Origin of the sequence: Marinobacter caseinilyticus (assembly GCF_011074955.1) — a bacterium.
GTDB lineage: Bacteria > Pseudomonadota > Gammaproteobacteria > Pseudomonadales > Oleiphilaceae > Marinobacter > Marinobacter caseinilyticus.
The window spans coordinates 266,806-290,713 of sequence record NZ_WUQJ01000004.1 but is presented as its reverse complement, the minus strand read 5'-3'; the positions used below and the strand labels follow the sequence as shown (position 1 = coordinate 290,713).

The 23,908-nt window shown below is 58.2% G+C and carries 22 protein-coding genes; 11 read left to right on the top strand and 11 right to left on the bottom strand.

Annotated elements, in window-relative coordinates; all coding sequences use genetic code 11:
• Positions 1 to 26: 26 nt before the first annotated feature.
• The 5 genes from GRX64_RS01490 to GRX64_RS01470 form a co-directional block, all read right to left on the bottom strand.
• Positions 27 to 953 carry an esterase/lipase family protein gene (locus GRX64_RS01490; RefSeq protein WP_166263404.1) on the bottom strand — a complete coding sequence of 309 codons (927 nt, stop codon included), beginning with the start codon at positions 951 to 953 and terminating at the stop codon, positions 27 to 29.
• A 282-nt stretch (positions 954 to 1,235) separates the two neighbouring features.
• Positions 1,236 to 2,561 carry a substrate-binding domain-containing protein gene (locus GRX64_RS01485; protein WP_166263403.1) on the bottom strand — a complete coding sequence of 442 codons (1,326 nt, stop codon included), beginning with the start codon at positions 2,559 to 2,561 and terminating at the stop codon, positions 1,236 to 1,238.
• A gap of 161 nt (positions 2,562 to 2,722) precedes the next feature.
• A complete protein-coding gene (locus GRX64_RS01480) occupies positions 2,723 to 3,046 on the bottom strand; it encodes a DUF3301 domain-containing protein (RefSeq protein ID WP_166263402.1) in 324 nt (107 codons plus the stop codon).
• Positions 3,047 to 3,166: 120 nt separating this feature from the next.
• Entirely contained in the window at positions 3,167 to 6,247 is a 3,081-nt protein-coding gene (locus GRX64_RS01475; protein WP_166263401.1) for an efflux RND transporter permease subunit, read from the bottom strand.
• On the bottom strand, positions 6,247 to 7,374 hold the full coding sequence (locus GRX64_RS01470) for an efflux RND transporter periplasmic adaptor subunit (RefSeq protein WP_166263400.1): 1,128 nt from the start codon (positions 7,372 to 7,374) through the stop codon (positions 6,247 to 6,249). Before GRX64_RS01470 ends, GRX64_RS01475 begins: the two co-directional genes overlap by 1 nt.
• A 339-nt stretch (positions 7,375 to 7,713) precedes the next feature.
• Between GRX64_RS01470 and GRX64_RS01465 the strand changes: the two genes are divergently transcribed.
• On the top strand, positions 7,714 to 8,211 hold the full coding sequence (locus GRX64_RS01465; protein WP_166263399.1) for a J domain-containing protein: 498 nt from the start codon (positions 7,714 to 7,716) through the stop codon (positions 8,209 to 8,211).
• A 23-nt stretch (positions 8,212 to 8,234) separates the two neighbouring features.
• Here GRX64_RS01465 and GRX64_RS01460 read toward each other — a convergent pair whose 3' ends face one another.
• Positions 8,235 to 9,008, bottom strand: a complete 774-nt coding sequence (locus GRX64_RS01460) for a type II and III secretion system protein (protein WP_166263398.1) — start codon at positions 9,006 to 9,008, stop codon at positions 8,235 to 8,237.
• A gap of 353 nt (positions 9,009 to 9,361) precedes the next feature.
• On the opposite strand from GRX64_RS01460, the gene GRX64_RS01455 reads away from it, so the two are divergent.
• Entirely contained in the window at positions 9,362 to 10,426 is a 1,065-nt protein-coding gene (locus GRX64_RS01455) for a 3-deoxy-7-phosphoheptulonate synthase (protein ID WP_166263397.1), read from the top strand.
• Positions 10,427 to 10,433: 7 nt separating this feature from the next.
• Here GRX64_RS01455 and GRX64_RS01450 read toward each other — a convergent pair whose 3' ends face one another.
• Complete coding sequence (locus tag GRX64_RS01450; protein WP_166263396.1) at positions 10,434 to 11,096, bottom strand: LysE family translocator; 663 nt, start codon at positions 11,094 to 11,096, stop codon at positions 10,434 to 10,436.
• A 439-nt stretch (positions 11,097 to 11,535) separates the two neighbouring features.
• Here GRX64_RS01450 and GRX64_RS01445 point away from each other — a divergent pair, with 439 nt between their 5' ends.
• From GRX64_RS01445 to GRX64_RS01435, 3 genes are all read left to right on the top strand, one after another.
• Entirely contained in the window at positions 11,536 to 12,978 is a 1,443-nt protein-coding gene (locus GRX64_RS01445) for a dihydrolipoyl dehydrogenase (protein WP_166263395.1), read from the top strand.
• A gap of 188 nt (positions 12,979 to 13,166) precedes the next feature.
• On the top strand, positions 13,167 to 13,640 hold the full coding sequence (locus GRX64_RS01440) for a Dps family protein (RefSeq protein ID WP_166263394.1): 474 nt from the start codon (positions 13,167 to 13,169) through the stop codon (positions 13,638 to 13,640).
• A 174-nt stretch (positions 13,641 to 13,814) separates the two neighbouring features.
• Positions 13,815 to 15,491: a choice-of-anchor I family protein gene (locus GRX64_RS01435; protein ID WP_166263393.1), complete on the top strand. Its 1,677-nt coding sequence runs from the start codon at positions 13,815 to 13,817 to the stop codon at positions 15,489 to 15,491.
• 72 nt (positions 15,492 to 15,563) lie between these two features.
• Here the strand turns inward: GRX64_RS01435 and GRX64_RS01430 are convergent, their stop codons facing one another.
• From GRX64_RS01430 to GRX64_RS01420, 3 genes are all read right to left on the bottom strand, one after another.
• Positions 15,564 to 16,688, bottom strand: a complete 1,125-nt coding sequence (locus GRX64_RS01430) for an NAD(P)/FAD-dependent oxidoreductase (RefSeq protein WP_166263392.1) — start codon at positions 16,686 to 16,688, stop codon at positions 15,564 to 15,566.
• A gap of 1 nt (position 16,689) precedes the next feature.
• Positions 16,690 to 18,003 (bottom strand): SAM-dependent methyltransferase, encoded by a 1,314-nt coding sequence (locus tag GRX64_RS01425; RefSeq protein WP_166263391.1) that lies wholly within the window; start codon positions 18,001 to 18,003, stop codon positions 16,690 to 16,692.
• 228 nt (positions 18,004 to 18,231) lie between these two features.
• On the bottom strand, positions 18,232 to 19,302 hold the full coding sequence (locus GRX64_RS01420) for a PA0069 family radical SAM protein (RefSeq protein ID WP_166263390.1): 1,071 nt from the start codon (positions 19,300 to 19,302) through the stop codon (positions 18,232 to 18,234).
• Positions 19,303 to 19,515: 213 nt separating this feature from the next.
• On the opposite strand from GRX64_RS01420, the gene GRX64_RS01415 reads away from it, so the two are divergent.
• The 5 genes from GRX64_RS01415 (at position 19,516) to GRX64_RS01395 (ending at position 22,357) form a co-directional block, all read left to right on the top strand.
• The gene (locus GRX64_RS01415; RefSeq protein ID WP_166263389.1) at positions 19,516 to 20,301 is read left to right on the top strand and encodes a sulfite exporter TauE/SafE family protein; all 786 of its coding nucleotides are present in this window, start codon (positions 19,516 to 19,518) and stop codon (positions 20,299 to 20,301) included.
• Entirely contained in the window at positions 20,294 to 20,626 is a 333-nt protein-coding gene (locus GRX64_RS01410) for a YnfA family protein (protein ID WP_166263388.1), read from the top strand. The genes GRX64_RS01415 and GRX64_RS01410 overlap by 8 nt, the downstream gene beginning before the upstream one ends.
• Positions 20,627 to 20,805: 179 nt before the next feature.
• Positions 20,806 to 21,177: a VOC family protein gene (locus tag GRX64_RS01405; protein WP_166263387.1), complete on the top strand. Its 372-nt coding sequence runs from the start codon at positions 20,806 to 20,808 to the stop codon at positions 21,175 to 21,177.
• A 57-nt stretch (positions 21,178 to 21,234) separates the two neighbouring features.
• Positions 21,235 to 21,675 carry a nucleoside deaminase gene (locus tag GRX64_RS01400; protein WP_235937474.1) on the top strand — a complete coding sequence of 147 codons (441 nt, stop codon included), beginning with the start codon at positions 21,235 to 21,237 and terminating at the stop codon, positions 21,673 to 21,675.
• Between the two features lie 31 nt (positions 21,676 to 21,706).
• Positions 21,707 to 22,357 carry a DsbA family oxidoreductase gene (locus GRX64_RS01395; protein ID WP_166263385.1) on the top strand — a complete coding sequence of 217 codons (651 nt, stop codon included), beginning with the start codon at positions 21,707 to 21,709 and terminating at the stop codon, positions 22,355 to 22,357.
• Between the two features lie 4 nt (positions 22,358 to 22,361).
• Here GRX64_RS01395 and GRX64_RS01390 read toward each other — a convergent pair whose 3' ends face one another.
• A complete protein-coding gene (locus GRX64_RS01390) occupies positions 22,362 to 22,784 on the bottom strand; it encodes a DUF4399 domain-containing protein (RefSeq protein ID WP_166263384.1) in 423 nt (140 codons plus the stop codon).
• A gap of 202 nt (positions 22,785 to 22,986) precedes the next feature.
• Between GRX64_RS01390 and GRX64_RS01385 the strand changes: the two genes are divergently transcribed.
• Positions 22,987 to 23,907: a lysophospholipid acyltransferase family protein gene (locus GRX64_RS01385; RefSeq protein ID WP_166263383.1), complete on the top strand. Its 921-nt coding sequence runs from the start codon at positions 22,987 to 22,989 to the stop codon at positions 23,905 to 23,907.
• Position 23,908 lies beyond the last annotated feature (1 nt).

Sequence of the window (23,908 nt, the reverse complement as noted above, 5' to 3'; positions counted from 1 at the left end):
TGCCTTACAGCGGGTAGCCGCAGGTCTTACAGCCCGCGATTTTTCAGGCGGTTGGCCTGGCTCCGGTACAGGGATATCGGGCTGGTCCGCCAGGATCGTGCCCCGAACAGGTGGTTGATCGCATCCACATGGTTCATTTCATAGTGGACGCCAATGACGTTACCCATTTTGGTGGCACACGTGCCCACCAGGCCGTCGTTGGGTTCGTTGCCGAACGCCAGCGATGTGATACCGAGGAACGGGTCGGTAATATCGGTCCAGTTGGTCCAGACCGCATCGCCGGTCCAGGAGAAAAACTTGATCTTGTTGCCGTTGATCCAGACATCTTCGTTGGTGCCAGAACACGACCAGCGGTTAACCCCTTTCCACCCCAGGGCGTCGTTGAGCTCGGTGGTGCCGCGCGTGGTCAGGGTTTCCAGCGCCGCGATGCCATCTTGCGGGTTGTCGCTGCCCGACAGCGCATTGACGAGATCGCCCAGGGCGTTGGCAATTGAGTCAACGCCGCCTTCGACGTAGCTGCCGGGAGGCACGATACCGCGGACAACATCCGCCACTTTAGAGCCTTTGTTGACGCCATCAATGGACGTGATGGAGGCAATCTTGTGGGGAATCAGGGAGGCCGTTACCCGGGATGTGGGCGCACCTTGGCTGTGCGCCATGATGTTGACTTTCGACTGACCCAGGCCGTTGATGTAGTTGGCCAGTTGCTGACCGCGTTGCTCACTGCTGTTGACGAAGGAAACGCTGGCAGAGTAAACCCGTGCGCCACTGCGCTCTAAGTTCCATGGCACGGTGTGGAAGTAGTTGATCAGGCCGCCAATGGTGTTAAAGCCGGTGACACCATGGACCAGCACGATGGGGTGCCGGGTTTGGGTATACCCGGCGTAACTGAGTGTCGGTGCTGCAAGCACAATACTGCCCAGCACCACTGCGAGAGTGATGAGTTTACGCATGGTTGACTCCTGTTGTTTTTGTGACGAGGGGTCGGTTTGACCGCCTCTGGTCGCCAATGCGAGAACGAGTATTTGGCAAAGCGGACCAGAATATAATCGCCCATTTGGGGGAGGAGGAGAGATTTTGAGGAACAGTTCACGGACCGCATGGCCGGTGAACGAAGGACAGAGTCGGTTATTCGCCGGTTGGCCTGGCGCCGGGGCGTGATGTCTGGAGGGTGGCGATGCGCGGCGCCGATGGCTGCGTAACGGCCCTCGGCGCTCAGGCGCCCAGGTCAGGCGTTACAGGCCTTTCACCCAGACTTCAACTCGACCATTGCGCTGTGCCCCGCTGTCGCCACCCGTTGACCCCACCGTCATGTAATGGCCGTAGCCGGTATGCGCCTTGACGCCAGTGCCAAGCTTGCGCAGGGCGCGGCTGACGGACAATGCTCTCAGTTCCGAAATCATTTGGGCGCGCAACTCGTTGCTCTGCTGGTCGGCAAAACCGATCAGCATCAGGTCACGGCCGGATTTGCCTTGCTGGTCCAGATAGTCCTGTACCCGGCTCAGGTCACGTTCTGCTTTGTTATCCAGCCGGGTGCGTCCCTCTGAAAACCTGAAGTTGACCGACAGCCTGCGGTAGCCCTGGGTCAGTGTCTTGAAGGAGTCCGGTACGGCAGCGTCATAGTCCGGCTTAAAAGCAATCGGGTTCTGGGAGATAAAACCGGATTCAGCCACCAGCGCCTGACCGGCCTGACTTTGGGCGAATTCGATAAAGTCACCGGCGAGCGGATTATCACTGACCCCCGCGGTGTACATGAATAGCCGCCGGGCCAAGGGGTAATCTTCGCTGGCCACGGTCAGTCTGCTTGGCAATAGTGCCGGGGCACTGCCATCGGACACCGCCAAGAGTTTGCTGTTTCTGACCGATGCCAGGCCGGCGAATCCGATCCCACCGGGGTCCCGGCTGACATCATCGGACAGTTGGTCGTTGGATTCGTAACGCAAAGCCTTCGGCGCCAGTGTGAAACTCTTGGCCAGCACGAGGCTCTTAAACGTGTCCCAGGTGCCGGAGCGGTCATCCCGGGCGTACAGGGTAATGGCGCGGTCGGGGCCGCCTAATTCGGCCCAGTTCCGGATGGCGCCGGAAAATACGCGACCGAGGGTGAGAATGTCCAGGCTTCGGATCGGGTTGGATGGGTGTACCAGAATCGCAAGGCCGTCAATGGCAATCACATGTTCGCTGCGGGCATCGGTAAGGTCGGCCCGGGCTGCCATGGCGTCGACTTCAGCCGTCTTAACCGGCCGGGAGGACGCCCACACATTGGCCGTTCCGGACTGCAGGGCTTTAAAACCGGTGCTCGAACCGTGGGCGGCTACAAGCACGGATATCTCGCCGCCCTGATCGTTGGTAACCAGGAGGGTTTCGTTGTCACGCTGGGTGGGGGACGCAGACACCGGCTGGCCGGTGCGGGTTTCAAGAAAACGGGTCATCAGCAGGGGCGCGAGGGCGGCACCAATGGTGTTGGAACCGTGTATTTCGACATCGGCAGCCCGACTGACAGGCGGTGTGAGAAAACCAAGGAGGCATAAGGCAAGGCCCAGCCCAGGATACGCTGATCGCATTTGAAACCTCATTAAAAACGGCAAGATAGAGCGGGATGGCTATAGAATGCGACAGCAATATGACAGTCAGGTTTCAGCTTGGTAACAAATTGTAGAGGGGGTTGGTTGACACAGGAACAGGGCAGGATTCAGCGGTCTACTGGCATTAACCCTACGCGCGGCTAGTACTCGCGTTCGTACCGGTGGGGTTCCAGCTCAATTTGTTCAATGGTTTGTCCGAGCATGATGATGCGGCCCAGATAGCGTTCTTCGCCAGTGGAGGTGAAGTCAAACAGGAAGCGCCGCCAGACCCTCATGCTGCCGTTACGGTCGCGCTTGAACCAAAGCCCACGCAGATAGACAACGTCATCCAGCAGCATCACATCCATTTTCTTGCAGTGGTTTTTCGCCACACCCAGGACAAAGTCCTTGATGGCTTTGGCTTTCCACCAGTACCACACCAGGAAACCGACCGAAAAAATCCAGAACAGGCTGCTTAAGGTCACGGGTGCATTATCCCTTTCGGTGAGTGAAGCGGTTTAGGCGCCGCGGGTATCAGTATAGGGAAGTGGGCATAAAAAAGCCCGACCACCTGGAGGGTGGCCGGGCTCGTGCGCGCCTGACAATTACTGGGCGGGCGCTGGGTGAGCAGCAGGCTCAGGCTTGTCCGGGTGTGTATCGGCTGCGTGTTGTTTGCCCAGCAGGATATAGAATGCTGGCAACACGAAGACGGTGAACAAGGTGCCGATGCCCAGACCGGCGGTAATGGTCAGGCCAATGGCAAACCGGCTCTCGGCGCCTGGCCCCACCGCGATGAGTAGAGGGACCATGGCGAAAATCAGCGCCAGCGACGTCATGATGATTGGGCGCAGCCGGATCGAGGCCGCCTCAATCACCGCTTCGCGTTTGCTGAGCCCCCGTTCTTTCTGAAGCTGGTTGGCAAACTCCACAATCAGGATGCCATTTTTGGACACCACACCAATCAGCGTAATCAAACCGACCTGGGTGTAGATGTTCATGGTGGCGAAGCCCAGCACGATGAAGGCCATGGCACCGGCCACCGACATGGGCACCGAGACCAGAATGATGAAGGGGTCACGCCAGCTTTCAAACTGTGCCGCCAGTACCAGATAGATCACCAGCAGTGACAGGAAGAACGTCACCATCAATGCACTGCCTTGCGTCGCGAGCTGACGTGTGGCCCCGGTGTAGTCGTAACTGAAACCCTGGGGCAGCGTTTCATCCGCCGCCTGCTGCATGAACGCCATGGCATCACCTGCCGCCACGCCGGGCATGGGGACGCCCTGCAGGGTCAGTGAATTGAGCTGGTTGAACTGGGTTCGCTGAGACGGCTCCACCGCGCGCTCGAAATTGACCACGCTGCCCAGGGGGACCAGCTCGCCACTGTCGGAGCGGATGTAGTAATCCTTGAGCGCCTGCTCATCCAGGCGGAACGACTGCTCCACCTGAGGGATAACCTGATACGAGCGCCCCTGCATGTTGAAGCGGTTGATGTAGCCGCCGCCCAGCATGCTCGACATCGCCCGGCCGACATCCTGCATGGAGAGGCCGAGGTCCGCCACCCGATCGCGGTCCACACTGATCTTGGTAACCGGGCGGTCAAATTCAATCGATTTTTGCAGGAACATGAAGTTACCGCTTTGCATGGCTTTGCCCAGCAATTCGTCGGCGGCGTCGTTCAGGCGCTGATAGTCCTCACCGGTAGTGATGACAAACTGAAACGGCAAGCCGCCACCGGAGCCGGGTAGCGAGGGCCGGGGGAATACGGCGGTCTGGAGCCCGGTTACCTGTTTCAGCTCGGCCTGAAGTTTGGGCTGGACATCGAACTGGCTCACGTCGCGCTGACTCCACGGTGCCATCTTGAAACCACCGAAGACCGCGTTGGGGCTGGTGATACCGATGATCATGAAATCCTCGTTGTAGCCGTCCAGAGTTGCCATCCGTTGCTGGACCTCGTCACCGTGTTCCTGCAGGTACTCCAGGGTTGCGGTCTGCGGGCCAAGGCCCTGATAGAACAGAATGCCCTGGTCCTCCGTCGGCGCCAGTTCGTTCTGGCTCATGGCCACCATGAAATAGATCGATGTCAGCACCACCAGGGCAAAGAAAATGACCACAGAAATACTCTGCACGGTGGACGTCAGAGCGCGCTTGTAGCCATTGGCCAGACCAGTAAAGGTGCGCTCGACCAGGTTTTCAAACTTGCCCGGGTTACCGTGGGGCTTGAGCACCAAAGCTGACAGCATCGGTGAGAGGGTCAGGGCAACGATCCCCGAAATCACCACGGTGCCAGCCAGGGTGAAGGCAAACTCGGTGAACAGCGAGCCCACCAGACCGCCCATAAACCCGATGGGTGCGTACACTGCCACCAGGGTGGTGGTCATGGCGATGATCGGTACCGACATTTCACGGGCACCATTGATTGCGGCATCGAAGCGAGACTCACCCGCCTCGATATGCCGATGCACGTTTTCCACCATAATAATGGCGTCGTCCACCACCAGCCCGATGGCAAGCACCATCGACAGCAGGGTCAGCAAATTCAGTGAGAACCCCATCAGCAACATGACAAAGGCGCCGCCGACCAGCGACAGCGGCACGGCCACCGATGGCACGATCGCCGCCCGGAGCGAGCCCAGAGTCAGGAACACCACCACCAGCACGATCACCAGGGCTTCCATCAGGGTTTTGATGACTTCGTTGATGGAGTCGTCGATAAAGTCCGAGGCATCATAGGCCAGACGCACGTTCATTCCAGACGGCAACTGACGCTCGATGTCCGGCAGCTCAGCCTTGACCAGTTGGGCAACGGTCAGTGGGTTGGCGCCCGGGGACAGCTCAATGGCCACGTAGGTGGCAGGCTTGCCCTTGTACAACGCGAGCTGGTCGTAGTTTTCCGACCCCAGCTCGACACGGGCAATGTCGCGCAACCGAATCAACGAGCCATCCGACTCCTTCACCACCAGGTCCTTGAACTGCTCGGGATCACCGACGTCGGTGTCACTGGTCATGCTGATTTTGACGTATTCGCCTTTGGTATTACCGACTGCGGCCTGGTAGTTGTTCTGCAGCATTACCTGAACCACTTCCTGGGGCGTCATATCGACGGCCGACAAGCGTTCGGGGTCAAGCCAGACCCGCAGGGCAAATACCCGGCCCAGCAGGTTGGCTTTACCCACCCCCGGTAACGCCTGCAGCTTGGGCTGCACCACCCGGGTCAGGTAATCGGTAATCTGGGGCACTTTCAACTCTTCGCTGTAGAACGCGATGTACATCAGCGCCGTCGAGTCGCCGGTGGTGGAGGTGATCACCGGGTCTTGGGCATCGGTCGGCAACACATTGCGCTGGCTGGCCACCTTGGCCTGAATTTCAGCCAGTGCGGCATTGGCGTCGTAGTTCAGTTCCATCTTGGCTTCAATGGTCGAGCGCCCCTGAGAACTGGTCGAACTCAGGTAGTCGATACCACTGGCTTCGGCCATGGCCTGTTGCAGCGGAGTTGTGATGAAGCCCTTGATGAGGTCAGAACTGGCACCGGGATAGGCGGTGGTGACGGTGACCGTGGTGCTTTCCAGTTCCGGGTATTGGCGAATTTCCATTTCCATGGCGGCTCGGGCACCGAGCAGCAGGATCAGTAAGCTGACCACCGTCGCCAGCACGGGACGGTGGATGAATATGTCAGTGAACCGCATCAGTCAGACGCCTCCGTCGCTTTGCTGGGGTCGTTTTGACCCACCATGGCATCCTCTTCCTGAAGGGTGACGGTTTGGCCGGCACGTAGGCGAAGCAGGCCCTTTTCCACCACTTGTTCGCCGTCTTTCAGGCCACTGAGGATCGCCACGCGGCCGTCACGGGTGTCGCCGGTGGTCACCGTCCGGCGATTCACGGTTAACTGATCGTTGTCATTGGGCTCGACTGCAAACACGTAATCGCCATAGGTGTTGTAGGAGATGGCCGTGCGGGGCAACGTCACGACCTGGATCCGCTCGGGCTGACGGGTCTGGACCGTGGCGAACATGCCGGGCTTGAGTTTGTTGTCGGCATTGGCCAGGGTCGCGCGAATTCGGACGGTTCGGGTATCGGCATTGATGGATGAGTTGATGGCGCTGACCGTTCCTTCGAAGGTTTCACCTCGTACCGAGGCTACGGTAACGGCAACCTTGTACCCGGTCTGTACACTGGCCAGGTCTTTTTCCGACAGGGTGTAGTCCACATAAATCGGATCCAGCATGTTGATCTCAACGATTGGGGAACCGGTGGCCAGGTACTCTCCCTGATCCGCCATCCGGATGCCCAGTTTGCCGTCAAAGGGAGCGCGAATGATCTTTTTGCTCAGTTGGGCTTCGGCTTCATTGACCCGCGCTTTGGCGGCGTCAAAGTTGGCCTTGGACTCATCGTACTGGGATTGGGAAACCGCCCGTTTTGGCAGCAGGTCGGCCAGGCGCTTGAATTCCTGTTCCGCCAATTGGGCTTCGGCACGACGGGTGCGCAGGGCCGCTGCATCGATGTCGGTGTTCAGGCGGATCAGCATGTCGCCTTTCTTGACCGTATCACCGGACTCGAAATTGATGGTTTCGACCACCCCGGGCACTTCATTGGCGATTTGAATGCCGTTCACCGCTTCAATGCTGCCGACTGCTTTGATGGCGGGAAGCCAGGATTCGGTTTGCGCGTTGACTGCAGAGATGATGGCAGCCGGCTGAGGTTGGGAGAACTGTTCTTTCATCTGGCCAAATTGGTAGAACTTGTAGCCGAAAATGCCACCAAGAACCACACCAAGAAAAATGATGACGATAATAAAACGAGGGGCTGTGCGCATGAGTCAGGTCCTGATTAACAATATCCGTCAATAACGAGCAGTGTCACCCGAAGGCCGCCGTCTGGTGATGATTCAACCGCATTGAGCGCCCGGAGAATAAGCTCAGGCGGGTCAACAGAGTCGAAGCAGAAAGTACCGCATTGTAGCGTAAAAGATAGCAGCCTACACACTTTTGCAGGCCTCCGACATCGGCCTGCTTGCCCGCCCGCTCCAATATTGGTTGGCAATTGGACGTACCAGATGACACGGATGTTAAACACTGACAATGTTGGGCATGATAACAGCCAACTCGTGACAATCTTGTGGTGTTACGGCTATCACGTATGAAAGGATGACCGCATGCAATGGATTTTAGGCCTTGGGTTGGCACTGCTGCTGTTTGTGGTGTTGAAGCACTGGGGCGGACTGACACCGGAACAGAAAAAAACGGCGGGCTGGAAACTGGGCGTCGGCATTTTCTGTGGCATTTTGCTGCTGCTGGTGCTCACAGGGCGGGTTCACGTCCTGGTTGCCGGGGTCGCGGCGCTGCTGCCGTTACTCCGAAAATTGCCGCTGCTGGTGCGCCATTTGCCGTTCTTGAACCGGCTGTATCAGCAATACAAAGAGCCGGATAGCGGTCCTGCAGACGGCGCAAGCCAGCAGCGGGCCCCTGCGGCGAGTGGCGGCATGTCCGTGCGTGAAGCTTGCGAGATTTTGGGGGTTGGGGATGGCTGCAGTGCTGACGACGTGGTCGCAGCCCATCGGCGATTGATGCAGAAAATTCATCCTGACCGGGGCGGTAATGATTACCTGGCGGCGAAAGTCAACGAAGCCAAGTCGGTGCTGCTCCGGAAGTAACCAATGGTGAGCCCTGCGCCGTGTTACAAAACCTCTACCCTGATTTCGAACGACTGGTTGTCACTCTCGCGACCACCCACCTCGTAGGTATTGCCAGACTGACGACTCGATTGCCGTGTGGTGCTGCTGCCCAGTTCTACCCATTGGCCGGTTTCAACCCTGCGGATGGTCATCACCGCCTCGGTGTCGTAGCCAGGAATATCCTGTGAGGGATCGTTCTCAAACGCCATTACAGTCAATTCAACCAACTGGTCTGAAATGACCTGTGGGCTCACGACAAAGCCGCTACGCACGGCCACTTGCTGTAATAGCACGGCGGGGTTGCGTCCGCCGCCAATCGCCACCGGCAATGCGCGAAGCTGACCGGAACTGATGTGGGCCGACTGGCCATCCTGCATCACCAGATTCCGCTCCCGCAGACGCCGAGTGGTGGTAACCTTATTCTGAGACTGAACAACCACACCGTTGGTGGTGATGCTGACGCCGCCACCCTGGCGCTGACCGTCACCGCTGGTGCCCGAGCGAACCGTTACACGGAGCTGAATCGGTGCCACATCCATGGTGTTAACCAGGGTCGCCACTTCCTCCAACACATCGGGTTCACCCCGCACAATCAGCTGCTGGCCATGGCTGCTGATGGCCAACTGGCTGTTGGGATACAGGTCCCGGAGTTGCAGGGCGAGGTCTTGGGCCGGGCGATTTTCGAGCAAGTAGGTTCTTGCTTCCGGCGCCGCCGAGACGGTGGCGGGCAGGGCAAAGACAAGGACCAGTGACAACCAGAACGTGTGCGGTTTCATTGAATATTCCAGCCAGATACAGGGACAGGGGATCACAAAAACGGACAAAGGCTTGCAAACCCGACAACCAGCGTTATAGTAAAAAGCATGAAGACGACACACATGCCCTGTCAATTGAATGTTCTGAAAGCTTTCGGCTTGCCGATGGCTTCGGTGGCGGCTGTGTTTTTTTGGTGGTGTGGTTATGGCTTTTATTTTAGCCAGCATCCGGGCCATCCGTAAGATACCTTCAAACGATTAACGAGGAAGGCGGCCCGGAGAAAACCCAGGCTGCCACCGGACTCAAAAAGCCCCGACTGGTAGCCCAGCCGGGGCTTTTTTGATTCTGACCGAGTGAATAGGGAAACCGATCCATGAACATGCCATTGAACGCCCAGACACTGGAGCGCCCCGGCCCGACTGGTGCTGACACCGCCGTCCATCAGGCGCGGTTATTGCCTACGCCCCGTGAACTTCGTGAGCAGTTACCGGTTGCACCGTTCCTGGCAAAACAGATTGACCAGCATCGGGAAGCTGTTCGTCGTGTTGTGCGCGGTGACGACGACCGCACGTTGGTGGTCGTCGGGCCCTGCTCCATTCACGACGAAGTGGCGGCGCTGGAGTATGGTGAGCGATTGGCCGCATTGGCGGATGAGGTTGGGGGTCGGTTTCTGATTGTAATGCGGGCCTATCTTGAAAAACCCAGAACCACCGTAGGCTGGAAAGGCCTGTTATACGACCCTGACCGCACTGGTGCGGGAGACTTGAATGAGGGCCTGGTCCGCTCGCGCCGCTTACTGCTTAACCTGACAGAGCTCGGGTTACCCTTGGCCACCGAAGCGCTGAGTCCCATGGCCATGGACTATCTGGGGGATCTGGTGAGCTGGACCGCCATCGGCGCTCGCACCACTGAGTCGCAGATCCATCGGGAAATGGTCAGTGGCTTGCCGATGCCGGTCGGGTTTAAGAACGGCACCGACGGCGGTGTGGCCGTTGCTCTGAATGCCATCAAATCAGCCGCACACACCCATCATCGGTTGGGGCTGACCGAGAGTGGCCAGCCGGCGATGATTACCACCCCAGGCAATGCCGACACTCATCTGGTGTTACGCGGCGGTCGGGGCGTGACCAATTACGATGCGAACAGCATCGGGCAGGCTGCATCGGCGCTCTCCTCCGCAGGCCTGTCACCGGCCATTATGGTGGACTGCAGTCACGACAACGCCTGCAAGCAGGCCGAGCGCCAGCTTGAAGTCGCGCGTTCCGTTATGGCTCAGAAGGACGCTGGGAACGCAGCCATTCGCGGCCTGATGCTGGAAAGTTTTCTCGAGCCCGGGCGCCAGAACGATGACGGAGACCTGGTGTACGGCCAGTCGATTACGGATCCTTGCATCGGTTGGGACGACACCGCAGCCTTGTTGCATGAGCTCTCGGCCTGACGCGGGGTCAGTGCTGGGAGGTCGCGTCCGGCGCCGCTTCGCCGGTCAGGGTAGAGAACAACAGTTGGCCCGCCAGCAGTAACAACACGCCGCCCATTAGCCGGTCGAGCCAGTGGCCAAAGCGGGCGAACCCACGGCGGACGTGCGGGAGCGTAAAGAAAACCGCCACCGCCGAAAACCACAGACCTGTTGCCGTTGCCATGTACAGACCGTAGCCGGCCTGGATGGCCAGTGGAGTGCCCGGGCTGATGACAACGGAAAACAACGCCACGAAGAACAGCGTCGCTTTAGGGTTCAACGCATTGGTGAAAAACCCCAGTCGAAAAGCGCCAGGGGCGGACTGTGTTGGCCCTGGCTCGGTCGGCACGTATAGGCCGCCGGCCTTTGAGCGCAAGCACTGCCAGGCAATCCAGGTCAGATAGAGCGCGCCCACCACCTTCAGGACACTGAACATGACCAGCGACTGCTGAATGATCAACCCGATACCCAGCAGTGAATAGGTCACGTGCACCAATATTCCGACACCAATACCCGACGCGGTCAGCAGGGCGTGATACCGACTCTGACACAGCGATTGCCGAATCATGATTGCCAGGTCGGGACCTGGGCTGGCAACCGCCAACAAATGGACAACCGCGACGGTGAAAAATTCGGGCCAGTAGCTTGCCATGGAGTCAGTGTCCTGCGTGGGCCTGGGTTAGTTGAGGTGCGTTGACAGTAAGTCGAGAGCGCATTATGTGCGCCCCAGGATCGGTAAGCATAGAAGCCTAACGCCACGATGTCTTGTCAGGTTCGCACCCATTCCGTTGTGCAGGTGTTAGCTAAAGACGATGGAATGGGAGGTCGACATGATTTTTAGCTAATTAAGCCGAACCCCTATAGTACGGTCATCGCAGTTCCGGGCCCGCAAAGTCCTGAGCGAAAAAATCAACCCGACAGGCGATGCCCATGCTCGCATCAAGCGAAGGCACCGCACCGCAAATAGACGGAGTGCCGTCCCGGAACCAAAGATAGGGCCCGAGATCACACTAATCACACTAAGAGTGTCGACAAGGAACATGACTCAATGGCCCTGACCGAACGCCCCCGTCTTAATCAGGAGAACGACCGTGGATAAGCGAAAAGTGGATGTGGCGATAATTGGTTCTGGCACTGCGGGAATGGGCGCATATCGCGCTGCCAGGGATCACACTGACAACGTGGTCATGATTGAGGGTGGGCATTATGGAACCACCTGCGCCCGCGTGGGCTGTATGCCGAGCAAGCTGCTGATTGCCGCTGCGGAGGCCGCCCATGACGTGCAGGCGGCGGAGCTTTTTGGCGTACATGCAACCGGTGTTCGAATCGACGGGAAAGCGGTGATGGAGCGGGTCAAGCGTGAGCGCGATCGGTTTGTCGGCTTTGTTCTGGAGTCAGTGGCAGGGTTTCCGGACGCCCATAAAGTCCAGGGCTCGGCCCGGTTCCTGGATGCGCATCGGCTGATGGTCGATAAGAGCCTGGAAATTGAAGCGGATCGAATCGTGATTGCGACCGGTTCCCGGCCCCACTTGCCCAGCTTCCTCAAGGCCGCAGGCGACCGGTTGATGGTAAACGACGACCTGTTCGAACTGGACGACCTGCCGACGTCGGTTGCCGTTTTTGGCCCTGGCGTGATAGGTCTGGAGCTGGGACAGGCATTAAGTCGGTTGGGGGTTCGGGTTCGCATGTTTGGCGTCGGTGGTGCGGTGGGACCGATTCGTGACGACAGTATTCGCGCTTGTGCCCTGAAGATCTTTAACGAAGAATTTCCTTTAAATCCGGACGCCGACGTCAAGCAGATTGAACGAACCGACGCGGGGGTCAGCGTTACGTTTAGGGATTCGGCTGTCGGCGAACAGACGGAACATTTTGAGTACCTACTGGCGACGACGGGCCGACGACCCAATGTCGATCAGCTCGACCTTCAGAATGCCGACGTCCAGCTTGACGACAGCGGCGTGCCACTGTTCGACCCCTACACCCTGCAGTGTGGTAACCGTTCGGTGTTCATTGCCGGGGATGCCAACAATGATCTGCCATTGCTGCACGAGGCTGCCGACGAGGGGCGCATTGCCGGAGGCAACGCCGGACGCTACCCCGATGTCAGAGCAGGTTTACGTCGCACGGCGCTGAGCGTGGTCTTTACCCATCCCCAGATTGCCACGGTGGGCTTGACCATTGAACAGGTCGAGGCACGCTGCAAAGCCTGCTATGCCGTAGGTGAGGTGTCGTTCAAGGGGCAGGGGCGAAGCCGGGTCATTGGTCAGAACAAAGGTCTGCTCCGAGTCTATGGCGAACAGGGCACGGGTCTGTTTTTGGGTGCTGAGATGTTTGGTCCGGCGGCCGAACACATTGGTCATCTGTTGGCCTGGTCGGCGCAAAAGCGCATGACGGTGAGTGAAATGCTCGATATGCCGTTTTACCATCCGGTGATTGAAGAAGGCGTAAGGACCGCCCTGCGCGACCTGAACCATAAGTTGCACATTGGCCCGGAAATGATCGAGCGTTGCATGGATTGTGGGCCAGGCGCCTGACTCCGGGGCTTAGTGATGGGGTTGGCGTGCCTTCATGTAAAAGCTATGGCTATTATTTTATCGATAAATATAGCCTATCGAAGGCATTGCTCGACTAAACTATGCGGCTGCAGAGGCAGCCGATATAGTGACGTCAATCGGTTGCACAAAGACGTTGGGAAGCGTCTTTCACCACAAGGAGAACAGGTATGAGCACGAATTTTATTGGGTTGGATACTGTTAAAACGCAGGAACTGTCCGACGCGTTGAACGATCTGCTGTCCAATTACCAGATCTTTTACATGAACGTTCGCGGCTATCACTGGAACATCAAGGGTGAAAACTTCTTCGAGCTGCACGCGAAATTTGAAGAACTCTACGACGATCTGTTATTGAAAATCGACGAAGTTGCTGAGCGCGTTCTGACCTTGGGGCACCGGCCTGCGCACGCTTACAGCACTTACATCGAGCGTTCCGAAGTGCCGGAGAGAAAAGATGTCCATGACGGCAAGACCGCGGTCGAGAACATTGTCGAGAGCTTTGCCAAGCTGATCGGTAAACAGCGTGAACTGCTGCATCTTGCCGGCGATGCCGACGACGAAGGGACATCGGCGTTGATGAGCGATTATATCTCGCAACAGGAAAAGCTGGTGTGGATGTACCGCAGTTACCTCGGGCAGTAAACCGCGTCCACGACGGTTAATTAAGACGATACAAAAATGGCGGCCTTCGGGCCGCCATTTTTTTGCGCCATCCCATGGAGATAAAACCGACATCAACCTGACATGTGAGTGTCATGTCGCCTGCCTAAGGTGGTGGTTAAAACACCACGACCCACAACGACGAAGAGGCGCTTCATGACCGTTCACAGATCACTGTTATCCGCTGCGGTTGTTTCCTCGCTGCTCGGCATGACCGCATGCACCGAGGATGGCAAAAACGGTGCTGATGGTCAGCCGGGTATCAGCAACACCCTGATCGAACTGAATCTGCTGGGCCGTTACCAGTCCACGCCTAATGTTTTTGACGGTGGGGCTGCCGAGATCGTGGCCCACGACAGTGAGAATCAACGGTTGTTCGTGATCAACTCCGCAGCCGTTACCGTGGATGTGCTGGATATTCAGGACCCGACCCGGCCGGTGTTGCTGAATACGATTGATGCCAGTGCCGAGGGTGGCTCCGCCAACAGCGTCGCCGTCTACGGTGGACTGGTGGCGGTCGCGATTGAAGCAACCACCAAGACCGATAATGGCAAGGTGGTGTTTTACAATGCGCTGGGGCTTGGCAAGCTCGGCGAAGTGACGGTTGGCGCCTTACCTGACATGGTGACCTTTACCCGAAACGGTCAAACACTGCTGGTTGCCAACGAAGGCGAGCCCAGCGACGACTACGGCATTGATCCGGAAGGCTCGGTCAGTGTGATTGACCTGGCCGCCGGGGTCGCCGGTGCTACCGTTACCAGTGCCGGCTTTGCCGCCTTCAATGAGCAGGCTGCGGAGTTACGGGCCCAGGGGGTTCGGCTGTTTGGGCCGGGCGCGACCGTGGCCCAGGACCTCGAACCGGAATACATCGCCGTCTCGCTGGATAACGCCACCGCCTGGATCACCCTGCAGGAAAACAACGCCGTAGCCGAACTCGATATCGCAACGGCCGAGGTGACCGCGGTGTTGCCTCTTGGTTATAAGGATTACAGCGTCATTGGCAACGAACTGGACGCCAGCAACCTGGACAGCGGCATTGTGCTCCGCAACTGGCCGGTGAAGGGCATGTACCAACCCGACGCCATAGCCAGTTACGGCTACAACGGTAACACCTACTACGTCACCGCCAACGAGGGTGATTCCCGCGATTACGCCGGTTTTAGTGAGGAATTCCGCATCGGCGACCTGACACTGGATGCCGCCGCGTTTCCGAACGCCGCCGAGCTCCAGGATGACGCTAACCTCGGACGCCTGAACGTCACGTCAACGCTGGGGGTCAGCAACGGCTGCGACCCCAGTAATCCGGCAACCGATGTGACGTTGGCGTGTGAGTATGACGCGCTCTATGCCTATGGCGCCCGGTCCTTTGCTATTTGGGCGGCCGATGGCACGCGGGTGTTTGACAGTGGTAGCGAATTTGAACGCATCACGGCGGCGGTCATACCGGATAACTTTAACAGCAACAACGATGAAAACTCGTTCGATAGCCGGTCGGACGATAAGGGGCCAGAGCCGGAATCTGTCGTGACCGGTACAATCAATGGCCAGACGTTCGCCTTTATCGGATTGGAGCGGGTCGGTGGGTTGATGGTCTACAACGTCACCAATCCGCAACATCCGGTTTTTGTCCAGTACCTCAATAACCGGGCCTTCACGGTCTCGCAAGCCGATGTTGAAGCTGGAATGGGGGGCGACCTGGGACCGGAAGGTGCCGCCTTTATTGCGGCGACGGACAGCCCCACGGGCCATCCCATGTTGGTGATTGGTAATGAGGTGAGTGGCACCACCACGCTCTATGACATTGACGTCGTTGAGCTCGCGGCGCTCAGGTAACAGGCAAGCGTGTGTGTGAATTGGTGGTTAATCGGCTAAGCCGGGGCACTGCCCCGGGTTTTTTGACGAGCGTTACAGTGCGAGTTTGAGGGGCGGTACTTGCTGGTGCAGGAACCATTTTTCAGTGACCACCTTGCGCGTGAACCAGTGCGAGCGCATCAGGCCCCCGGCCAACGGGGTTTTGATCCAGTCGGGTATCTGCCAGCCTGAGTCCTCGTTCAGCGCGCGGGTACCAAAACGCTCGGAGATGGCCTCGCCATAACGCTGTAGGCACCGCGCGGACATATCGGGCGCGTGCTGAATGACTTCGGCGGCGATCAGGGCGGACTCAATCGCGGGCCGGATGCCCTCGCCACTTTGAGTGTAGGCCAGGCCCGCAGCGTCGCCGATCAGTATAACCCCGTCATCAATAAGCGGCCGTTCGGCGTGGCCATACAACAAGTAGGCGTGTCCCTTGAAGCGTCCCGGCAGGTCGGGTGGAATGCGGCCGTCCTGTTTCATCTCGTCGACAAATCGGTTGAGGTGGTCCGTAAGGCGGTGATTGTCTTCCCTGCCCAGACCAATGTTCAGGTAGTTACCCTTGCGGAATACCCAGGCGTAGCCTTTCAGATCGCGGCAGAACCACAACTCGGGCACGTTGCCCCTGGCGCGGCAGACGGCTGCTTGCTCCGGGGTCATTTCGAATTCCACTTCCTTGGCGGCCACCACGAGCTCGTGGCTACCGGGACCTTCGCCCAGTCTGTGCGCCACCGGGCAAAAGTGGCCGCCGGCACCGACCAATAACGGCGCTTCGAACTCGCCGTTGACGATCCAGCTGTTGCCGATACGTTCAACGGACTTCACCGGCGTGCTGAGCTGCTTGTCTGCCGTCACGCGGTCCAGAAGGTAGGCATCGAATTCACAGCGGCGAATACCGTAGCTGACAATGTCGACATGGTCGTTGTCGACCGCCGATTGCCCCATCATGCCAATCCGAAAGCCGGTGATAGGCTGCAGGGTATGACTGCGGGCGTAGACCTCCCGATCAATCCTGAGACTGTCCATGACCGCCGGCGTGACCCAGCCGGCACAGGTTTTATCGCGCGGGAAGGCCTGCTTGTCGATGATCAGGATACGCTTGTCACTGGCCTCCAGCGCCCAGGCCAGAGTGGCGCCGGCAGGGCCGCCACCAATGATCATCACATCGTAGTGTTCCATCTCAACGAGCCTCCGGTGCAGCGGGTGAATCGTACAGATAGCGCCGGTTTTGGGGCAGGGCGTTATTCTCGCCGTGGGTGAACACAACCTGGAACAGCTGCAGAGAGCCGGCCCGGAAGGCGGCGATCGACCCGGCCAGGTACATCCGCCAGGCACGAGTGAAATGTTCGTCGTACAGTTCGGTTACCTGATCCCGGGCCTGTTCGAACCGGGTCATCCAGTGCTCAAGTGTCTGGGCGTAGTGCAGGCGAAGGTTTTCGACGTCCAGTACCGAAAAATCGCCGCTCTCGCAAAGGCCCATGAATTCACCAATGCTGGGTGGGTAGGCGCCCGGGAAGATGCGCTTCTCGATCCAGGCGTTCATGAGCATTGGGCGGTTGCGGCCAATGCTGTGGAGCAGTGCCATGCCTTCGGGTTTCAGTGAGCGTCGAATGACCTGAGCCATCTCCGCGTAGTGATCCTTGCCGACGTGCTCCAGCATACCGATGGAGACGAAGGCATCGTACTGGCCATCGATATTGCGGTAATCGTCCTCAACGTAGTCGATCAGGTGACTCAGACCCTGTTTTTCGGCGGCGTCACGGGCATAGCGGAGCTGCTCTTTGGAAATGTTGTAAGCGTGTACCTTGACGCCGAACTGGCTGGCCATGTAACGGGCAAGTCCGCCCCAGCCACACCCCGCTTCGACCACCACCTGGCCCGGGCGCAGCCGCAACTTTCGGCACACGTGCTCAAGTTTGGCGAGTTGCGCATGTTCAAGTGTCAGGTCCGGACTTTCATAATAGGCACAGGTGTACTGCATTTCTGCGCGGTCGAGCCAGAGCTGATAAAACTCGTTGCCCAGATCGTAATGGTGATGAATGTTTTCCTTGGCTTCGGAGAGACCGGTCGAGCGTGGGTGATGGTTGCGCCAGATGGCTTCCAGCCATTTGGGCCAGCTCTGTTTGGCCTGCTGGATTGAGCGATACAGCGTGGTCATCAGGTTCGGCAGATCGCCATCCACTTCCAGCCGTCCACTGCTGTACAGATCACCAAATGCCATATTCGGATTGCTGACGAGCTGATACAGCGCCTTGGGATCGCTCAGCAGGATGGTAAAGGTTGCGGTTGCCCCGTCTGGTTCAATGATTTCACCGTTCCACAATTGAAATCGCAGGGGTGGGTTACCCGTCATACGCAGCAGCTTGGCAATCAGCCAGCGCTCATAGGAATGGGGACCTCTATCGACGTGTTGCCTTGCGGCAGGAATTTCCAGCACGTTGGGCCGTGAATGACCCTCTCGCAAAGGTTCAGCTTTACTGGTGCCGTGGTTCATGAGGATTCGCTCCCTGATCTATCACTTGCTTCCCACTACCGATGCTTTGCAGGCTCCGAATGCAGACAAGGCTGCGTGCAGCGCCCACAGTCTCTCTGTAGCATACGCTTTAGTCTATAAAATGATCAATTAACGTCAAGGCAGAGACGTAATAAAACGACCTGTTACAAGCGCCGGTAGTGATAATTTGCCAAACCCACGGGGATTCCCCAAAACGCCGGGAAATAGCTATAAAAGGCACAATTGCTCGCCACCGGGGCGGCGAAACAGGTCGGTGTTCAGCGGTTCCTGCGCCTGGCGGTTGAGCCCGAGTAAGTTCGCCTCCCGATCGAAGCGTTGCCGGATCAGGTCAGCGTAGGGGCCCTGCCCGGTCATCCGTTGGCCAAAACGGCTGTCATAGGCCTTGCCGCCTCGCAGGTCGTGGATGCGATTCATCACATGGCGGGCCCGGTCGGGAAAATGACGCTGGAGCCAATCTGAAAACAGGTCCGCTATTTCATGGGGCAGCCTGAGCATGATCCAGCTGGCACGGGTGGCCCCGGCGCCTGCGGCTGCCCGCAGAATCGCTTCCAGTTCCTGGTCATTCAGAAATGGAATGACGGGCCCCATGATGATGCCGGTCGGCACCCCAATTGAGGTGAGCTCCCGGATGATTTTAAGCCGGGTGGCCGGCGCGGCTGTCCGGGGTTCCATCCGCCGTTTCAGGTCATTGTCCAGCGTGGTCAGGCTGACTCGCACGGAACACAACCCCTCGGCGGCCATTCTGGAAAGCAGGTCGAGATCTCTGAGTATCAGCGCGCCTTTGGTGATGATGGTGACCGGATGGCGGTATTCCCACAGCACTTCCAACAGTTGGCGGGTAATCCGTCGTTGTTTTTCAATGGGTTGATAGGCGTCGGTGTTCACGCCAAGGGCGATGGCGGAGCAGCGGTATCCGGGTTTGTCGAGCTCAGCTTTCAGGCGCTTGGCGGCGTTGGGCTTGGCGATCAGGCGGGTTTCAAAATCCAGCCCGGGCGACATGTCCCAATAGGCGTGGGTTGGGCGTGCGAAGCAGTAAACGCAGCCGTGCTCGCAGCCCCGATAGGGGTTGATCGACTGATCAAAGGGCACGTCCGGAGATTGATTGCGGCTGATGATGGTCTTAACCTGCTCATCGATGACTGCCGTTGCCAGGCTGTCGGGATTCAGCTCATCGTCTGGGTCCCGGTACCAGTCATCGTCGATGTGCCGGTCGGTGACGATGGGCTGAAAACGGTTGTGTGGATTGTTTTCCGTGGCGCGGGTTCGGGTTGGAGGCATGCGTTCACCATAACTGTTCATACATACAGTATTTTGAGAATACGCTGGTGCCCTGCGGCTTGCAAGTCAGTCACCACTCACTGCGGGATACGGTGACCCAGCCTCGATGTCACGGCGCCAAGGTTGCCGGTGGCACCCTCACGATTACCCATTCATCGTGTGAACCGTTACCCTTGCAGCTCCCATTGTGAGTTGCCCTGACAAAAGGTAGATATGTCCGACCTGTTGCCCTACCAGTACGCTCTGATTGGCCTGATATTTATCTGGAGTGGTTTCGTCCGCTCTGGCCTGGGTTTTGGCGGCGCTGTGCTCTCACTGCCGTTTTTGCTGTTGGTGAGCAACCAGCCGCTGGTGTACTTGCCGATCATTGCGGTGCACCTGCTGGTGTTTTCCTCGCTGACGATTGCGCTCAACAACCGTAACCGCCAGGCTCAGGTTTCCGGGCCGGCGCCGAGCACCGTGGACTGGGCGTACCTGTGGCGCATTCTGGCCATCATGATTGTGCCCAAGTTGATCGGCGTTTTTGGCTTGCTGACCCTGCCGGCCCATGTCATGAGCGTGATCATCTTTTCCATTGTGGGCTTGTACTCAGTGTCCTACATACTGGACCGCCCCTTTCGGAGTAACAGCAAAGTGGTGGATGCCGCCTTTCTGATGCTGGGCGGCTACATCAGTGGTACGTCGCTTATTGGCGCGCCGCTGATCATTGCGGTGGTGGCCCAACATCTGCCCAAGGAGCGTCTGCGGGATACGCTGTTTGCGCTCTGGTTTATTCTGGTCACCATCAAGATGGCGGCGTTCGTCTGGGCCGGGGTCGATCTGCAGTTAATCCATCATCTTTGGTTGCTGCCCTGCGCGGCCATTGGTCACGTGATTGGGTTGCGTTTTCATACACGCATGCTGAATGCCGAGACGCCGGTGTTTTTTCGTCTGCTGGGTACCGTATTACTGGTTATCAGTGGGATCGGGCTGTGGAAAGGATTAACGGGGGGTGGCTGAATTGAAAACGCTTGGGCTGTTTATGGTGACCGCGGTGGCCGAAATTGTCGGCTGCTATCTGCCCTATCTTTGGCTTCGGGAAGGCAAAAGCGCCTGGTTACTGGTACCCGCTGCCATCAGCCTGGCGCTGTTCGCCTGGCTGCTGTCGCTGCACCCCACCGCTGCCGGTCGTGTCTATGCGGCCTATGGTGGAGTGTATATCGGTGCCGCCTTGCTGTGGTTGTGGCTGGTGGAGGGCGTCCGGCCCACGGTGTGGGACTTGACCGGAGCCGCTGTCGCCTTGGTGGGCATGGCGATTATCATGTTTGCTCCCCGGCCGGCCTGACGTGGCCGCCGTTACAATTTACCGTTGCCTTCGGCGATCCATGTCCTGAATACTGATCAATACGGCGAGCTCGGCGTATATCTGGTGGGTCTTGATGGGCTCTGGCTCGTCCATTGAGTGAATCAAATACCTCAAGGCCTTAACTGACCGCAACTTAACGACAATAAGGATGACCACGAATGATTGGTTACGTGACAATCGGTGTGAGTGACATGGCAAAAGCCAAAACGTTCTACAGCGACTTGCTGGCAGATCTGGGGGCAAAACTATTGCTTGATATGGATCGCATTGCCTTCGTTGGTAAGAGCATGGGTGCGCCAATGCTGGCGGTGTGCAAGCCCTATGACGGGCAGCCCAACCATCCGGGCAATGGCAATATGGTGGCGATTCATCCGGGTTCCAAAGAGGCGGTGGACACCTTTTACCGTAAAGCCATTGACCTGGGCGCGACCTGCGATGGCGAGCCGGGTCAGCGTATTCCCAACCAGTTTTACGGCGCTTATGTTCGTGATCTGGACGGCAACAAAGTCGCTTTCTTCCACTTCGGTTGAGACTGATAGGGGCCACGAAAGGGCCCCATTTCGGTTTGCATGATAAAGGGAGGCGTTGTGAGTGATCCTTATCTTGAAGCCGCCATTGCCGAAGCTCGCAAAGGCCAGGCAGAAGGCGGTATCCCTATTGGCTCGGTATTGGTACTGGACGGTCAGATCGTGGGGCGAGGCCACAACCGTCGGGTGCAAAAGGGCAGCGCGGTGCTGCACGCCGAAATGGATTGCCTGGAAAACGCCGGGCGGTTGAAAGCGGCGGAGTATCGCCGGGCCACGCTGTACTCCACGTTGTCACCTTGTGATATGTGCAGTGGTGCGGCGCTGCTGTATGGGATTCCCCACGTGGTGGTGGGGGAGAATCACACTTTTTGCGGTCCGGAGGCGTATGTGCGGTCGCGGGGCGTCGAGGTGACGGTGCTGAACGATCCCCAGTGTCAGGCCTTGATGGCGGCATTTATCCAGCAAAGCCCCGAACTCTGGAACGAAGATATTGGTGAATGAAAACATTGGTGAACAAGTAATGGAGCCGACGATGAAGACCCTGCAAATCGACATTGTGTCTGATGTGGCCTGCCCCTGGTGCGCTATCGGGTACAAGCGCCTGGAACAGGCGATGGCGGAACTCGACGGCGAATTGGCGTTCAAGATCGAGTGGAAAGCCTTTCGGCTTAATCCTGATATGCCGCCGGAAGGTGAACCGATTCTAGAACATTTGTGCAATAAATACGGTCAGAGTGCGGCGGATACCCGTGCCGCTCAGACCAACCTGATGACGCTTGCGGCCGGGCTTGGGCTGAATTTCAACAAAGCGCAGGAGCGCCGTGCCCAGGATACCTTTGACGCCCATCGCCTGCTGATGTGGGCGCGGGATCAGGGCAAACAGACCGAACTGAAGCTGGCCTTGTTTGACAGCTACTTTGGCCACGCCAGGAATCCAGCTGATCGAGAGGTGTTGCGGGACGCGGCGGAGTCCGTCGGGCTCTCGGGTGAAGCGGCGGCCGAGGTGCTGGCGTCCGGACAGTTTGCCGATGAGGTGGTCGCCGAGGAGCGCCTGTATAAACAGGCGGGCGTATCCGGCGTGCCGGCGTTCATCGTCAATGGGCGCTACATGATTGCCGGTGCACAAGAGCCGGCCACGCTGGTGGAGGCGTTTCGGGAGATCGCCAGCGAGGCGGCTGACTGAGCGGTCATTCGACCGTTATGGTGATCTTCTCTGACATCACCGGCGGCTGGTGGGGCACGTGATGCATATCTCCGATCAGTAACTGCAAGGTATGTTGCCCCGGCGCCAGCTCAAGCCGGGTCTCGGTCTGACCTCCACCAAAATGTCGGTGGCGGTCATCGGATGGAATCGCCCGGCCGGCCGGCAGCGGGACGTCGGTGTCAATCAGCAGGTGGTGATGCCCGGTACCGGTACGATCTACTCCTGCGGGCGCAACGCCCATGCCGTAGAGTCCAAAACGTATGGTGACGGGCGAGTTGACCGTCTGACCGTCCTCCGGTGAGATAAAGTAAACGGCAGCGTCCTCCGGCGCGGGGGTGTCTGCGAACCCCGCAACCGACCAAAAAATGAGTGAAACAGCGGCGAGCGTTTTCAGAGACGGTTCCATGGCGTCATGTCCTTTTTAGCCGGTTGTCTGTTGCAGCATAGGTCGTAATTGCCGGCGCTGACAAGCACCGGAATGACCCGGCTGACCGCGACTCATCTGTTAACTTTTGCCGATTTGTGGCACTGTGAGCGTCGAACCATTGCCTGGTCAGCTGGCGCCTTTGGCTGATCGTTTTATTCGATGCCGCAAGTGATCCCTTTCCATGAGTAAGAAAAGCAGTAAGCGCTCCCGCCCTCTGTGGCACCCCGCTTTATGGCCCGCCTGGTTGGGCGTGTTCGGGTTGTACCTCCTGTCCCGGTTGTCGATGGCCAATAAGGAGCGCTGGGGCGAGGGTATCGGGCGGTTTCTGAATCGCCGACTGAAATCCCGTAATCGGGTGGCCAAGGCCAATATTCAGGCCTGCTTTCCGGAGCTTAGTGGGGACGAGCAGGACCGACTGGTGGAGCGGTGCTTTGTGTCCTGTGCCCAGGGCTTTATGACCAGCACGCATGCGTGGTGGCGTGACATGGAACCCTACCAGGCCAGTGTCGAAGTGATCGGCCTGGAACACCTGGAGGAAGCCAAGGCCCGCGGCAAGGGCGTGCTGTTGATTGGTGGCCACTACAATATTCTCGATTTCGCGCTACCACTGATTGCCTGCCAGCTCAGCAAGCCGGGTTATATGTACCGGCCCAATAACAACCCGGTGCTGGATCGCGCCATTGAAAAAGGGCGGCGGCGACACTTCAATATTCAGCCGTTCACCAAGCGGCAGTTGCCGGACATGATGCAGTTTCTCAAAGAAGGCGGTCAGGTCTGGTACGCCTGCGACCAGGACTTTGGCCGCAAAACCGAGGTGTATACGCCATTTTTCGGGGTGCAGGCCGGCTGCATCACCACACCCAGCTACATTGCTCGCGAATCCGGGGCCTCCATCATCTGCATCAGCCACATCAGAACCGAATCCGGTGGTTACCAGATAGCCTTTTCCCCGATTCAGGAAGGCTTTGGCGAGGATGTGCAAAAAGACACGGCGGCGTGGAATCATTTTATTGAAACCACCATCCGGGCCCACCCGGACCAGTACCTGTGGCTTCACAAACGTTTCAAGAGCCGGCCGGAAGGCGCCGAGGAGCTGTACTGAC

Bases quoted from the DNA above. Each gene is read 5' to 3' on its own strand.
- GRX64_RS01490 (WP_166263404.1), bottom strand. From the start codon at position 953: ATGCGTAAACTCATCACTCTCGCAGTGGTGCTGGGCAGTATTGTGCTT.
- GRX64_RS01485 (WP_166263403.1), bottom strand. From the start codon at position 2,561: ATGCGATCAGCGTATCCTGGGCTGGGCCTTGCCTTATGCCTCCTTGGT.
- GRX64_RS01475 (WP_166263401.1), bottom strand. From the start codon at position 6,247: ATGCGGTTCACTGACATATTCATCCACCGTCCCGTGCTGGCGACGGTG.
- GRX64_RS01470 (WP_166263400.1), bottom strand. From the start codon at position 7,374: ATGCGCACAGCCCCTCGTTTTATTATCGTCATCATTTTTCTTGGTGTG.
- GRX64_RS01465 (WP_166263399.1), top strand. From the start codon at position 7,714: ATGCAATGGATTTTAGGCCTTGGGTTGGCACTGCTGCTGTTTGTGGTG.
- GRX64_RS01460 (WP_166263398.1), bottom strand. From the start codon at position 9,008: ATGAAACCGCACACGTTCTGGTTGTCACTGGTCCTTGTCTTTGCCCTG.
- GRX64_RS01455 (WP_166263397.1), top strand. From the start codon at position 9,362: ATGAACATGCCATTGAACGCCCAGACACTGGAGCGCCCCGGCCCGACT.
- GRX64_RS01450 (WP_166263396.1), bottom strand. From the start codon at position 11,096: ATGGCAAGCTACTGGCCCGAATTTTTCACCGTCGCGGTTGTCCATTTG.
- GRX64_RS01440 (WP_166263394.1), top strand. From the start codon at position 13,167: ATGAGCACGAATTTTATTGGGTTGGATACTGTTAAAACGCAGGAACTG.
- GRX64_RS01435 (WP_166263393.1), top strand. From the start codon at position 13,815: ATGACCGTTCACAGATCACTGTTATCCGCTGCGGTTGTTTCCTCGCTG.
- GRX64_RS01430 (WP_166263392.1), bottom strand. From the start codon at position 16,688: ATGGAACACTACGATGTGATGATCATTGGTGGCGGCCCTGCCGGCGCC.
- GRX64_RS01425 (WP_166263391.1), bottom strand. From the start codon at position 18,003: ATGAACCACGGCACCAGTAAAGCTGAACCTTTGCGAGAGGGTCATTCA.
- GRX64_RS01420 (WP_166263390.1), bottom strand. From the start codon at position 19,302: ATGCCTCCAACCCGAACCCGCGCCACGGAAAACAATCCACACAACCGT.
- GRX64_RS01415 (WP_166263389.1), top strand. From the start codon at position 19,516: ATGTCCGACCTGTTGCCCTACCAGTACGCTCTGATTGGCCTGATATTT.
- GRX64_RS01405 (WP_166263387.1), top strand. From the start codon at position 20,806: ATGATTGGTTACGTGACAATCGGTGTGAGTGACATGGCAAAAGCCAAA.
- GRX64_RS01395 (WP_166263385.1), top strand. From the start codon at position 21,707: ATGAAGACCCTGCAAATCGACATTGTGTCTGATGTGGCCTGCCCCTGG.
- GRX64_RS01390 (WP_166263384.1), bottom strand. From the start codon at position 22,784: ATGGAACCGTCTCTGAAAACGCTCGCCGCTGTTTCACTCATTTTTTGG.
- GRX64_RS01385 (WP_166263383.1), top strand. From the start codon at position 22,987: ATGAGTAAGAAAAGCAGTAAGCGCTCCCGCCCTCTGTGGCACCCCGCT.